Origin of the sequence: Xanthomonas arboricola, from assembly GCF_002940665.1 — a bacterium.
Classification (GTDB): Bacteria; Pseudomonadota; Gammaproteobacteria; order Xanthomonadales; family Xanthomonadaceae; genus Xanthomonas; species Xanthomonas arboricola_B.
Genome location: NZ_MIGY01000001.1, coordinates 406317 through 420224, shown reverse-complemented (window position 1 = coordinate 420224; position 13908 = coordinate 406317). Strand labels below are relative to the sequence as shown.

Below are 13908 nucleotides of genomic sequence, written 5' to 3'. Positions count from 1 at the left end.
CGCGACGGCTCAACGGTCGTCGTGCAGTTCGCCGCCGGGCAGGAACAGCCAGGTGCGTGTGACCTGCAGGATATCCACGTCGTCCTTGGTCCTGGGCAGCGGCGGGAACGGCTGCGCCAGCTGCACCACCCGTAGCGCTGCCGCATCCAGGGTCGGGGTGCCGCTGGAGACCAGCACGCGGCTGCTTTCGACGCTGCCGTCGCGGCGCACGCCCACGCTGATCACCACTTTGCCGCCGAGTCGGCGCCGGCGCGCTTCGTCCGGGTAATTGAGATTGCCGACGCGCTCGGCGCGGTCCACCCAGGCACGCAGGTAGTTGGCGTAGGCGTACTCGCGGGTGCTGGCCGAGACGAACTTGCGATTGGGACGCTTGGCATATTGTTCCGAGCGCAGATGCACCTCGGCAGCGAGTCGCGCCATTTCCGCGTCGCGCTGCACGCGTTGCGCATCGGTGGGCGAGAGCGGGTCGGTCTGCGGGTTCGGCTGCGGTGTGGGCACGGTCTGCTCGCCGCGGCGACTGGCCACCACTCGGGTCTGGGTCGGTTCCGGCACCTGCACCGTGGTTGCCCGCTGCGCCTGCGGTGCCAGCCCGCTGCGGTCCTGCGGCACCACCCCGGGTTGGCTGTCGCGCGGACGTTGCGCGGTGGCGTGATCGCCGCCGCCCTGCTGGTTGGCCTGGGCCAGGAAATCGGCCTGCCTGGGCGTCAGCGGGGTGCTGGTCTGGCTGAAGATCACATCCAGCGTCGGCACCAGCGGAGCGTCCTCGCTGACCGCAAACCCCACGCCCAGGATCAGCGCGCCGTGCAGCAGCAGCGAGATCACCAGCGTCGCGGTCAACCGTCGCCGCTCGTCCATGGGAGCCGGTGCCGCGGCCGCGCTCATTGCGCCGCGCCGGCCTCGATCGCGTCGAACAGCAGCCCGGCGATGTTGAGGCCGAACTGCGCATCCAGCTCGCGCACGCAGGTGGGGCTGGTGACGTTGACCTCGGTCAGGTAATCGCCGATCACGTCCAGGCCGACGAAGCGCATGCCGCGGCGGCGCATTTCCGGGCCTACCTGCGCGGCGATCCAGCGGTCGCGCTCTGACAGCGGCCGGCCTTCGCCACGCCCGCCGGCGGCCAGGTTGCCGCGGAATTCGTCGCCCTGCGGAATCCGTGCCAGGCAGTAGTCCACCGGCTGGCCATCGACCAGCAGGATGCGCTTGTCGCCGGCGGTGATGTCGGGGATGAAGCGCTGCGCCAGGGTCAGCTTGCGATTGCCGTCGGTCAGCGTTTCCAGGATCACGTTGAGGTTGGGGTCGCCGGTGCCGCTGCGGAAGATCGAACGCCCGCCCATGCCGTCCAGCGGCTTGAGCACAGCCTGGCCATGTTCGAGCACGAAGGCCTTCAGCGCCGCCGCATCGCGGCTGACCAGGGTCGGCGGGCAGCATTGCGGAAACAGCAGCGCGGCCAGTTTTTCGTTGTAGTCGCGCAGGCCCTGCGGGTCGTTGACCACCTGCGCGCCGGCGCGCTGGGCCACGCTCAGCACCTGGGTGTCGTAGACGAACTCCGCATCCACCGGCGGGTCCTTGCGCATCAGCACCACCTGGCCGGGGCCGAATGCCAGTTCGGCGAACTCGCCCAGGGTGAACCAGCCGGTCTTGTCCTCGCACACGCTCAAGGGCGCGACCTGTGCCACCGCGCGTCCCTCGCGCAGGCTGAGTCCGCCCGGACGCACATACTGCAGGCGGTGACCGCGCCGCTGCGCTTCCAGCAACATGGCGAAGGTGGTGTCTTTGGCGATCTTGATGGAGGCGATGGGATCCATCACCACAACGACGTCGAGCGACATGGGGAGCTAAACCTCTAGAACAGGCTGCCGATGGTAACTTCAAGCGGTGGGCGATGGCGCGCCCGGCCGGTCGTGAGTGCGCGACTTGCCGGTCGCCCCCGCAGCTGCACACGGTCGGAACGTCCGCCTGGCGGGCCCCCGGCAACGTACCCTTGACAGTCGATGCGGGTCTTGGGATATACATGTAGTTTCGTAGCGACGCCGGAAGGGAAGAAGCGTCGCGCGTCCGGGGATATTTGCATGACTGAAAACATTGCTGCGGGTGGGGAACTCGCAGGACTGAAGGTGATGGTGATCGATGATTCGAAGACCATTCGCCGCACCGCCGAAACGCTGCTGAAGCGGGAAGGCTGTGAAGTAGTGACAGCGACCGATGGTTTCGAGGCACTGGCCAAGATTGCCGACCAGCAACCTCAGATCATTTTCGTCGACATCATGATGCCGCGTCTGGATGGGTACCAGACGTGCGCGTTGATCAAGGGCAACCAGCTCTTCAAGTCGACGCCGGTGATCATGCTGTCGTCCAAGGACGGCCTGTTCGACAAGGCACGCGGCCGCATCGTCGGCTCCGAGCAATATCTGACCAAGCCGTTCACACGTGAAGAACTACTGAGCGCGATTCGCACGTACGTCCACGCCTGACCAGGGGGAAAGGCAACATGGCTCGAATTATATTGATCGAGGACTCGCCCACCGATAGGGCAGTCTTCAGTCAATGGCTGGAAAAAGCAGGCCATACGGTCGTCGCCACCGACAATGCCGAGGAGGGACTTGCGCTGATTCGCAGCCAGGCGCCCGATCTGGTGCTGATGGACGTGGTGCTGCCCGGCATGAGCGGCTTCCAGGCAACGCGCGCATTGGCGCGCGACCAGGCCACCAAGGACATCCCCGTGCTGCTGGTCAGCACCAAGGGCATGGAGACCGACAAGGCCTGGGGTCTGCGACAGGGTGCCAGCGACTACATCGTCAAGCCGCCGCGCGAAGACGATCTGATCGCCCGCATCGAACAACTGGTGCGTTGATGCGTTCTCCATTCGACATTCTCGAAGACTACGAGCGTCGTAGTCTTGCGCACGCCACGCCGCTGCCGGAACGCCAGTTCTCGGCCGACATCTGGCGCGGCGTCGGTTATCGCGTCGGTACCCGGCGCCTGGTCTCGGATTTCCGCGAAGTCGCGGAAATCGTGCCGATGCCGCCGGTCACGCCGGTGCCGGGCGCACAGCCCTGGCTGTTGGGCGTGGGCAACCTGCGCGGCAACCTGTTCCCGGTGATCGATCTGAAGCAGTTCCTGGAGGGCCGACGGACGGTGCTGCAGGAAGGCCAGCGCGTGCTGATCATGCGCCAGAGCGGCGGCGACGTCGCGCTGACCATCGATGAGCTGTACGGCCAGCGCAGCTTCGAGCAGGTCCAGGCGGTCGAACCCGGCGAGTTGGCGCAAGGCCGCTACGCCCACTTCATCGACCGTGCCTTCCGCAACGAGACGCAGGACTGGGGTGTGTTCTCCCTGGCGTTGCTGTCGCGCACTCCTGAATTCCGGCAGGCCGCGGCCTAAGCCGCGACCCCGCCACGTCATACAGATCGAGGTCGAACCATGAGTACCGCCCCGGACGCCCGCAAGACCAACAAGCTCGGCAGCGTCAGCACCAGCTTCTGGCTTGGTTTGCTGGTGTTGTCGATGATCGTGTTCGGCGCCAATACCGGCGTCGCCACCTGGCAGGGCAGTCGCCTGGCCGGTGCCGGCACCGGCGCGGCCGATCTGCAGGTGCTGTCGCAGCAGCTGGCCAACCAGGGCCGCGAAGCGGTCTCCGGTGACCCCAAGGCGTTCGCCGCGTTCAAGGAGACCAAGGGCCGCATCGACAGCACGGTCAGCGAACTGGATGGCCGCTACGGCCAGGAAGGTTCGGTCGCCGGTGCGATGGCCCAGCTCAAGGCGACCTGGGTGCCGCTGAGCAAGAACGCCGATCAGGTCATTGCCAGCGAACCGGCGGTGCTCGGGCTGGCCGGCAATGCCGAACGCTTCTCCGGCAGCGTGCCGCAGTTGCAGGCGCAGTTGAACGAAGTGGTGCGCGCGATGACGGTCAGCGGCGCGCCCGCGTCGCAGATCTACAACACGCTGCAGCAGGTCGTGGTTGCCGGCACCATGGCGCGCCGGGTGACCGAAATGCGCGCCGGTGGCGCCAATGCCGCCGCCTCCGGCGATGCGCTGGCGCGCGACTCGGTGGTGTTCACGCAGATGCTCGAGGGCCTGCGCGCAGGCAATGACGAACTCGGGATCGCCGCGGTGCGCAATCCGGCGGCGTTGTCGGCGCTGGAGCAGTCGCAGGCCCAGTGGGTGACGATGAAGAAGGACGTCGACGCCATCCTGGCCAGCTCGCGCAACCTGTTCGCCGCGCAATCCTCGGCCGCCGCACTGACCGCCGGTTCGAACAAGATGCTGGACGACAGCAAGAAGCTGTTCGATGCGTTCTCGGCGTTCGGCTCGGTGCGCGACACGCGCCTGTTTCCGAACTTCTGGCTGGGCGTGGTGTCCGGCCTGCTGGCGCTGCTGGCGATCATTGGTTTCGTCTGGAGCTCGGTGCGGATGCGCTCGCGCGAGCAGGACGTGCGTTATCAGGCGCAGGTGGAATTCAACAGCCGCAACCAGCAGGCGATCATGCGCTTGCTGGACGAAATCAGCTCGCTCGGCGAGGGCGACCTGACCGTCAAGGCCTCGGTGACCGAGGACATGACCGGCGCGATTGCAGACGCCATCAACTACGCGGTGGACGAGTTGCGCCACCTGGTGACCACGATCAACGACACCTCGGCCAAGGTCGCCGTGTCGACCCAGGAAACCCAGGCCACCGCGATGCAGCTGGCCGACGCAGCCGGGCAGCAGGCCAACCAGATCACCACCGCTTCCGAGCGCATCAGCGAAATCGCTGCCAGCATCGAACAGGTGTCGCGCAATTCCACCGAATCGGCCGAGGTGGCACAGCGCTCGGTGGTGATCGCCGCCGAAGGTGCCGGCGTGGTGCGCGAGACGATCCAGGGCATGGACCAGATCCGCGACCAGATCCAGGAAACCTCCAAGCGCATCAAACGCCTGGGCGAGTCCTCGCAGGAGATCGGCTCGATCGTGGAACTGATCAACGACATTTCCGAGCAGACCAACATCCTGGCGCTCAACGCTGCGGTGCAGGCCGCCTCGGCGGGCGAGGCCGGTCGCGGTTTCGCGGTGGTGGCCGACGAAGTGCAGCGCCTGGCCGAACGCACCTCCAGTGCGACCCGGCGTATCGAAGGCCTGGTGCAGACCATTCAGGCCGATACCAACGAAGCGGTCAGCTCGATGGAGCAGACCACCTCCGAAGTGGTGTCCGGTGCACGCCTGGCCGAAGACGCCGGTACCGCGCTGACCGAAATCGAGCGCGTGTCCAACGCCTTGAACAACCTGATCAAGAACATCTCCATCGCCGCGCACCAGCAGTCGGCCGCAGCGACGGACATCACACAGACCATGGGCGTGATCCGTCAGATCACCAGCCAGACATCGCAGGGTGCGGAGCAGACGGCCGAGTCGATCGGCAACCTGGCTCAGCTCGCGGCCGATCTGCGCCGTTCGGTCGCCGACTTCAAGCTGCCGGCGTGAGCACGACGCGGAACGGGAAAGGATCAGCAGATGGCGCGTAGTAGCGTTACGTCGATGCAGGAACAGACCGGTGGCCGCCCTGGCGGTACGCCGGCCGTAGGCAGGGGGCTGCAATGAGTGCGCTTCGCGATGCGATGAGTCACGCCGCGCTGGGCTGGGTCAAGCCGGAGCTGGACGAGACGTTGCGCCAGGCGCGCAACGAGATCGAGTATTTTGCCGAAGAACCGTCCGACACCAGTCGGATGCGTTTCTGCGCCGGCTATCTGCACCAGGTGCAGGGCACCTTGCGCATGGTCGAGCTATACGCCCCGGCGATGGTGGCCGAAGAACTCGAACTGCTGGCCCAGGCGGTGCAGGCCGGCGACGTGGCCGACCGCGACGAAGCCTGCGCCATGCTGATGCGTGGCACCGTGCTGTTGCCCGATTACCTGGAGCGCCTGCAGAACGGTCACCGCGACATTCCGATCGTGCTGCTGCCGCTGCTCAATGAAATCCGTGCCACGCGTGGTCAGCCGGGTCTGAACGAAAGCGTGCTGTTCGCGTTCGATCCGCAGGCCGGTGCCGCCACCGAGGCCGAGCTGGATCATGCCCGCGGCAGTCTGAGCGGGCGCAATCGCGAGTTGCTCGACACCGTCGGCAACGCGGTCAAGGAAGAATTGCTGCGCGTCAAGGATGCGCTGGACCTGCACCTGCGCACCGGCGGCGAGATCGCCGACCTGCAGAGCCAGGTCAATGATCTCGGCAGCGTTGCCGACACCCTGGGCATGATGGGCCTGGGCGTGGCGCGCAACGTGGTCGTGCAGCAGCGCGATGCGCTGGCGCGCGTGGTCGACGGCCAGGTGCAGATGGACGAAGGCGTGCTGCTGGATATCGCCGGCGCGCTGCTCTATGTCGATGCCTCGCTGGATGATCAGGTCGCCAGCCTGGGCGCCGATGTCGGCGACGGCAACGAAGCCAGCAACAGCGCCACCTCCTCGGAAGTGCGGCGCACGGTGGACGTGCTGGCGCAGGAAGCGATCGCCAATTTCGGTGCGGCGCGCGAGCATTTCGTCGCCTTCATCGAGACCAACTGGGACCACGCCCGTCTGACCGATGTTCCGCATCTGCTCGGCGAAGTGGGCGGTGCCTTGCGTATCCTCGAGCTGCCGCAGGCAGCCGATTATCTGGAAGGCGTGCGCCGCTACGTCGATCTGGAACTGATCGGCAAGCAGCGCGTGCCCAGCGGTCGCCAGCTGGACACCCTGGCCGACGCGATGGCCAGCCTGGAGTACTACCTGGAAGCCCTGCGCGAGCGCCGCCCCGGCCGCGAGGAGATCCTGGACATCACCCGCAACAGCCTGGAGACCCTGCGCTACTGGCCGCTGCCCTCGGGCCAGCCGTCCGACCTGCCGGTCGGTGCCGACCAGCCGGGCAGCGTGGCCGAGCCGCAGCCGTCCGCCGCATCGCTCGCTCGGCAAACCGGTGCCCCGGCGCTGGCGGCCAACGACGCTGCGCCGACGCCGTCGCTGGAATGGGCCAACGAAACCGTGGTCGAGGCGCCGTTCGCCGCCAGCGTGGTGCACGACACCGGCGCTGCCGCCACCGATACGGCGTTCTCCTTCGACCCGGTCGCCGCCGAAGAAACCGTCTCCGGCCAGGCGCACGTGCCGTTCACGGTCGCGCCGCTGGACCTGTCCGACGATGGCGCGCAGGCGCCAGGCGACTGGCAGCTGGAAACCAGCGAGCACGCCGCACCGATCGCCACCTCCGTGTTCGACCCGGTGTCGGCCGAGCAGGACGGCAGCGTGTCTGCCGATGCCGCGCAGGTCAGCTACACCGTGGATCTGAGTGCGCTGGAGCAGGACGACAGCGCCACGCCCGCGGTTGCCGAACCGGCGCCGCTGCAGATTGAGCAGATCGAGTTGCCGGGCGATGCCGACCAGACCGAGGCACCGCTGGACTTCATCGCGCAGGCCGAAACCAACCGCGCGCAGACCAGCATCGACGATGCGTTCTCGCCGCCGCCGTTGCCGCCTGTCGCGCCGCAGGAGCTGGACGACCCGTTCGTCGAATCCGTGCCCGAACCGCAGCCAGCCCCGGCCGATGAAGCCTCCGGGCAGAGCGCGCCGCGCGTGCAGCAGGCGGTGGTCAGCGAATTCGAACTGGACGCCGCATCGACGGCGTTCCTGGCCCAGCTCGACGCGGCCGCCGCGCAGTTCGATGTGCAGCATCCGCAGACGACCGATGCCCATGCCCAGGCAGCGAAGGCAGCGCCCGAGCCAGCAGTGAGCGAGCCGGTCCAGGCGAGTGCGGATGTTGGCATCTTCGGCGGCTTTGGCGACAGCGATATCGACGACGATATCCGCGACGTGTTCCTGGAGGAATTCGACGAGGAACTGGTCAATCTGGGCCAGCTGCTGCCGGTATGGCGTGCCGCGCCGCATAGCCAGGACAACCTGCGCCCGATCCGCCGCGTCTTCCACACCTTGAAGGGCAGCGGTCGTCTGGTCGGCGCGCAGGTGCTCGGCGAGTTCAGCTGGAAGATCGAGAGCATGCTCAATCGCGTGCTCGACAATTCACGGCCGGCCAGCCCGGCGGTGGTGGCGATGGTCGAGCTGGCCTACCAGGTGCTGCCGCAGTTCAACGCCGCACTGCGCGACCAGGGCCGCATCAGTGCCGACCTGCCGGACATCCAGGCAGTTGCCGAGCGTGTGGCCGCAGGCGAAGAAGTCTATTACGTGGCCGCGCCGGCGACGCCGGCGGCTGCGGATGTCGGTTTCATTCCGGCAGCTGCAGGTGTGTTCGCGGCGACCGGTGGCACACCGGCGTCGGTGGACAGCGTGCTGCGCGAGATCCTGGAAGCCGAAGTCGCCACCCATCTGGAAACCGTCAACGCATGGCTGCACGCCAGCCAGGCCGAGCCGCAGTTGGCGAGCGAGGAATTGCTGCGCGCCGTGCACACCATGAGCGGCGCATTCGCGATGACCGATGTGCCGGAAATCACGTTGGTGACCACGCCGGCCGAAAGCTACGTCAAGCGGCTGCTCGCCGCGTCGCTGGTCCCATCGCAGGAGGGCATCGACGCCATCGCCGCAACGGCCGCCGCAATCGCCGTCACCGTGACCGCCTTGCGCGCCGATGCGCCGTTGATCCCCTCGTTTGCGCCATTGACCGAGCGCCTGCGCGCGCTGGTGGAGACCCTGCCGGAAGTGCAATGGCCACCGCATGCGTTCCTGGACGAACTGGACGACCTGGATGCGCCGAGCGAGTCGGGGGTCGACAGCGAGTCGGCGGTCGAGCTGACCGGCGCGCAGGATCTGTCACAGTATCTGGACGCCAACGTGCTGCCGCCGGATGCGGCCGATCACCGCGCGCCCGCGCATGTCGCCGATGACGCCGCGCCGGATGCCGATGCGCACGCCGACGCCCCGATCGCGGTGGACGAGCTGGCCGAGGCCGAGGCCGACGACACGTCGGCGCTTGCGCTGGAAGCGCCGGCACCGCACGAACAGGCACAGGCAGCTGACATTGCTGCACAGGAGCTAGAGCCGGGTGTCGAATCGGTCGAGACCGCGCAGGCAGCACCTGGGGATGCACTCGCATCCGAGGCCGGTACGGAGCAGGTCGCCGACGCGGTGCATGGCGATGCTGTCCAGCACCAGCACCAGCACGCAGCCGAAGCCGACGCCGAGTCGCTTGGCGTCGGTGCGCACGACACGCCGGCCGATGAGCCGGTGGTCGACGCCGCTGCATGGGACGCGACCGGATTGCAGCAGGCCGGCAGTGGCGATGCGGCCTCGCATGAGCAATCAAGCCAGGTGCCGGACGCTGGCGAGCACGTGGCGGTGGACGAGTTGTCCGACGCGGAAGCTACGTTGGGCGACGCGCAGACGCTCGCCGCGCCGGAAGCCGGGGATGTCGATGCCGACCGTGCAGACCCCGAGCAGCAGTCGCTGGGCGAGCACGCGGCCGTGCACGACCAACACGATGGCGCCGCGATCGCGCAGGATGCCGACGCGGCGTCGAGCGATGGCGCCGCGTCCACGGACGATGCGCCTGTCGAGACCATCGAGGCATTGGAAGCGGTGCACGCGCAGGCCCTGCTTGCCGACCAGACCTACGCGGCGACCAGCGAAGACTGGACGCCGGGCACCGCGGCGCTGGACAGTGGTGCGACTGAGCAGGGCGACCACGTCCCCACGCCGCACGAAGGGACGACCGCCGGGCAGGCACAGCACGCGCAGCTGCCTGCCGACGAAGCAGCCCAGCACGGCGATGCCGCGTTGCCGCACGATGCCGACGCGCAGGTTGGCGACCGGTTGCACATGGAAGACACGGCGCAGTTTGGCGAGCAGCCGGCTTCCGAAGAGCATGGTCTGTCGGGCGAGCAGGTGCACCCGCAGCAACCTGCGCATGCGGACGAGCCTGCGCAATCGGACGCGCACGTCGAGTCGAGCGAGCAGGAACGCGCGGACGCGCACGCGCATGCCGACCAAGTCGAGCACATTGCAGAGGCAGAGCACGCTGCACAAGCGCAGCAGACTGACGAAGCACAGCAGGCTGCCGAAGCGCTACCCGAACGCACTATCGAGTCGGTGCAAGCCTTCGAGATGGCGCAGGTGGCCGATCGGGTCGAAGAGGCCGGCGATCCGCAGTCGGAAATTGCGCCGGAGCTGCAGTCGGACGTCGTTGCCGACGCCGAGGTGGATTCTCGTGCCGATGCCGGGGTCTACGCGCAGCATCCAGACGCAGACGAGACGCGCGAGGCTACCAACGCAACGGATCCTGTCGAGCATTCCGAACAAGTCGGACACACCGAACCCGCAAGCGAACACGAAGACGCCGCAGCCGTGCCCTTCAGTGCGCCGGTGGAAGACGCCGCAGCGGCCGATGGCACCGCCAACGATGTGGGCGCAGACTCCGATGCCGGCCCGCTCAACTTCGACCAGCTCGATGGCGAGTTGGTCGACATCTTCGTCGAGGAAGGCCGCGACCTGCTGGATCATTGCGATGGTCTGATCGCCCGCATGCGCGAGGTGCCGGAAGACCGCGAGGTCCTCAACGGACTGCAGCGCGACCTGCACACGCTCAAGGGCGGCGCGCGCATGGCCGGCATCAACGCCATTGGCGATCTCGGCCATGCGATCGAATCGCTGCTCGAAGCGGTGGCGGCCAACCGTACCGACATCGACCGCGACGACGTGCGCCTGTTCGAGCGCGGCTTCGACCGCCTGCATCAGCTGCTGACCCGCACCGGCATGCACCGCGCCGTGGCGATGCCGACCGACCTGGTGGAAGCCTTCGAAACCCGTACCCGTGGCCGCAATGCCGCAGAGCCCAGCGACGCCGATGTGCGTGCGATCGCCAAGGCGTCGGTGGAACCGGCACCGCTGTCGGCGCCGGTGCCGGTCGAGGGCCAAGTCGAGGAAGAACTGATGCCGCGCGCGCAGCAGGAACAGGTGCGCGTGCGTGCCGACCTGCTCGATCGCCTGGTCAATCACGCCGGCGAAGTGGCGATCTACCGCTCGCGCCTGGAACAGCAGATGGGCGCCTTCCGCGGTGCCATGGGCGAACTGGATCGCACCAACGCCCGTCTTCGCGACCAGTTGCGGCGTCTGGATCTGGAAACCGAAGCGCAGATCGTGGCGCGGTATCAGCGCGAGCAGGACCAGGGCGATCGCACCTTCGATCCGCTGGAACTGGACCGCTTCTCCACCCTGCAGCAGCTCAGCCGCGCGCTGAACGAATCGGCCGCCGACTTGGGCGGTCTGCAAGGGGTATTGGAGGACCTGTCGCGTCAATACGATGGTCTGCTGCAACAGCAGTCGCGCGTCAGCTCCGAGTTGCAGGACGGCCTGATGCGCGCGCGCATGGTGCCGTTCGACGGCCTGGTGCCGCGTCTGCGCCGGGTGGTCCGCCAGGCGGCCAGCGACACCGGCAAGCAGGTGCATCTGCTGTTGGAGGGCACCCAGGGCGAACTCGACCGCAACGTGCTCGATCGCATGGTCGCGCCGCTGGAACACATGCTGCGCAACTCGGTGGCGCACGGCCTGGAGACGCCGGAGCAACGGCGCGACGCGGGCAAGCCGGAAGAGGGCAGCATCGCGATCCGTCTGCGCCGCGAAGGTTCGGAAATCGTGCTGGAAGTGGCCGACGACGGCGCCGGGCTGGACCGCGAGGCGATCCGTCGCCGTGGCGAGCAGCGCGGCCTGATCGAACCTGGCCAGGAGCTCAGCGAGGCCGAGCTGGATGGGCTGATCTTCGCCTCCGGTTTCAGTACCTCCGAGCAGGTCAGCCAGCTGGCCGGCCGTGGCGTGGGCATGGACGTGGTCCGCAACGAAGTGCGCCAGCTGGGCGGCTCGGTGGACATCCACTCGGTGCGCGGCCAGGGTGTCACCTTCACCCTGCGCCTGCCGCAGACGCTGGCGGTCACCCAGGCGGTGTTCGTGCGCATCGGCGACACCACCTTCGCGGTGCCGGTGGCGTCGGTCAGCGGTATCGGCCGCATCTCGCGCAGCCGCTACGCGTCTGGCGAGGGCGGCTACCACTACGCTGGCGAAGAGTACGTCCTGCACGATCTCGGCTCGCTGGTCGGCCAGGCCGCCGCGCGTGCCGATGGTCAGGCGCAGGTGCCGTTGCTGCTGGTGCGTGCGGGCGACCTGCGCGCGGCGGTGGCGATCGACCAGGTGCTGGGCAACCGCGAAATCGTGGTCAAGCCGGTGGGCCTGCAGATCGCCTCGGTCCCGGGCATCTACGGCGCCACCATCACCGGCGATGGCCGTGTGGTGGTGATCCTGGACGTGGCCCCGCTGGTGCGTCGCTATCTGAGCCAGCCGGCGCGTCCGGCGCTGGAAACCCCGGCCGAATCGCAGCGTCAGGTGCCGTTGGTGATGGTGGTGGACGATTCGCTGACGATGCGCAAGGTCACCAGCCGCGTGCTGGAACGCCACAACCTGGACGTCACCACCGCACGCGATGGTGTCGAGGCATTGGAACTGCTGCAGGAGCGCGTGCCCGACCTGATGCTGCTGGACATCGAAATGCCGCGCATGGACGGCTACGAGCTGGCGACCGCGATGCGTGCCGACCCACGCTTCAAGGCGGTGCCGATCGTGATGATCACCTCGCGCAGCGGCGAGAAGCATCGCCAGCGCGCCTTCGAGATCGGCGTGCAGCGTTACCTGGGCAAGCCCTACCAAGAGTTGGATCTGATGCGAAACGTGTATGACCTGCTGGGGATCGCCCGTGTCCGAGAATAATGGCGCAATGGGAACTCCGGTCGCCCTGCTGGGCCGGCCCGGGCAGGCGCGCGAGCGCCTGCGTGAAGCGCTCGGCCTGGCCGGCGCGCACGTGGTGCTGGAAGACGAACCGGCGGCGGTGGACGTGCAGATGCTGCGCGATGCCGAACCGGTGGCAGTGCTGGTTGCGCTGGAGCCGTCGATCGAAGACGCGCTCGAAGCGCTGGAGCCGGCCTTCAACATGCCCGGCGTCACGGTGATCTTCGACGAAGCCGAGCTGACCGTGCGCCGCGAGGGCTGGGAAGCGCAGCGCTGGGTGCGCCATCTGGCGGCCAAGCTGCATGGCCATGCCGACGTGTTGCCGCCAGGCACCGAGAGCGAGCCGTCGCTGCAGCCCGAGCCGGGCCTGGAGTTGGCACCGCGGCAGCATTCGGATCTGCAGCTGGACCAGCATCTGCAGGCAGCCGCGCATGCGTTCGACAGCGTGCCCAGCGACACCTTGTTCGCACGTGGCGCCGACGCGTCCGAGACCGCAGCGGCGGCAGAGGCGCCGGCCCTGACGCTGGGCGATTCCAGTACCTGGGGCCTGGTCGACGAGGTGGCCGTGGTGGTGCGCCCGCGTGCCGAAGTGAACATGGATACGTTGTCGACCGGCGGGCTGTCGCTGGTCGAGCTGGATCAGGCCGGTGCGACCACCGGTGCAGTGCTGGTGCTGGCCGGCATCGGCGGCCCGGATGCGATCCGTCGCCTACTGTCCGCGCTACCGCCGGAGTTTCCGCGCGCTGTGCTGGTGCGCATGACCCTGGATGGCGGCCAGTACGGCAACCTGGTGCGGCAGATGGGACGCGTGTCGGCGTTGCCGGTCGAACTGGGCGAGGCCGGCCAGGTGATTACGTCGGGCAAGGTTTACGTGCTGTCCGACGACATCGGCGTGCAGCAGCATGCCGGCGCGTTGGCGTTTGTCGCGCAGGCCGATCCTGCCGGGCTGGTGGCCGCGTTGCCGCCGACCGACAGCGCGGTGCTGATGCTCAGCGGCGCCAATGAGGCGCTGGTCGAGTCAGCGCTGGCGCTGGCCGAGCAGGGCGGCTGGCTGGCGGGTCAATCCGCCGACGGTTGCTACGACCCGGCCGCGGCGGCGCGTCTGGCACGCCAAGGCATCCTGACCGGCGACCCCGTGCAGTTGGCGCAGGCGTTGGCACAGCGCTGGCCGGCATAAGCCGGGCGCTTCCTCTCA

7 protein-coding genes and 2 pseudogenes are annotated in these 13908 nt (G+C 67.9%); 7 read left to right on the top strand and 2 right to left on the bottom strand.

The window, feature by feature from the left end; translation table 11 throughout:
- Positions 1-9 precede the first annotated feature (9 nt).
- Positions 10-882 (bottom strand): energy transducer TonB family protein, encoded by an 873-nt coding sequence (locus XarjCFBP7645_RS01940; protein WP_104536039.1) that lies wholly within the window; start codon positions 880-882, stop codon positions 10-12.
- On the bottom strand, positions 879-1829 hold the full coding sequence (gshB, locus tag XarjCFBP7645_RS01935) for a glutathione synthase (RefSeq protein WP_104536038.1): 951 nt from the start codon (positions 1827-1829) through the stop codon (positions 879-881). Before gshB ends, XarjCFBP7645_RS01940 begins: the two co-directional genes overlap by 4 nt.
- Positions 1830-2069: 240 nt before the next feature.
- On the opposite strand from gshB, the gene pilG reads away from it, so the two are divergent.
- The 7 genes and pseudogenes from pilG to XarjCFBP7645_RS01905 all read left to right on the top strand — a co-directional run bounded on the left by pilG (position 2070) and on the right by XarjCFBP7645_RS01905 (position 13890).
- Positions 2070-2471 carry a twitching motility response regulator PilG gene (pilG, locus tag XarjCFBP7645_RS01930; RefSeq protein ID WP_024711139.1) on the top strand — a complete coding sequence of 134 codons (402 nt, stop codon included), beginning with the start codon at positions 2070-2072 and terminating at the stop codon, positions 2469-2471.
- A 17-nt stretch (positions 2472-2488) separates the two neighbouring features.
- Positions 2489-2851 (top strand): response regulator, encoded by a 363-nt coding sequence (locus XarjCFBP7645_RS01925; RefSeq protein ID WP_104536037.1) that lies wholly within the window; start codon positions 2489-2491, stop codon positions 2849-2851.
- Positions 2851-3381, top strand: a complete 531-nt coding sequence (locus XarjCFBP7645_RS01920; protein WP_003482487.1) for a chemotaxis protein CheW — start codon at positions 2851-2853, stop codon at positions 3379-3381. Before XarjCFBP7645_RS01925 ends, XarjCFBP7645_RS01920 begins: the two co-directional genes overlap by 1 nt.
- A 39-nt stretch (positions 3382-3420) precedes the next feature.
- On the top strand, positions 3421-5457 hold the full coding sequence (locus tag XarjCFBP7645_RS01915; protein WP_104536036.1) for a methyl-accepting chemotaxis protein: 2037 nt from the start codon (positions 3421-3423) through the stop codon (positions 5455-5457).
- 113 nt (positions 5458-5570) lie between these two features.
- Positions 5571-10136, top strand: a pseudogene (locus tag XarjCFBP7645_RS22145) (Hpt domain-containing protein); the annotation flags it as partial.
- A 153-nt stretch (positions 10137-10289) separates the two neighbouring features.
- A pseudogene (locus XarjCFBP7645_RS22140) lies at positions 10290-12695 on the top strand (hybrid sensor histidine kinase/response regulator); the annotation flags it as partial.
- A 7-nt stretch (positions 12696-12702) separates the two neighbouring features.
- A complete protein-coding gene (locus tag XarjCFBP7645_RS01905) occupies positions 12703-13890 on the top strand; it encodes a chemotaxis protein CheB (protein ID WP_104536034.1) in 1188 nt (395 codons plus the stop codon).
- Positions 13891-13908 lie beyond the last annotated feature (18 nt).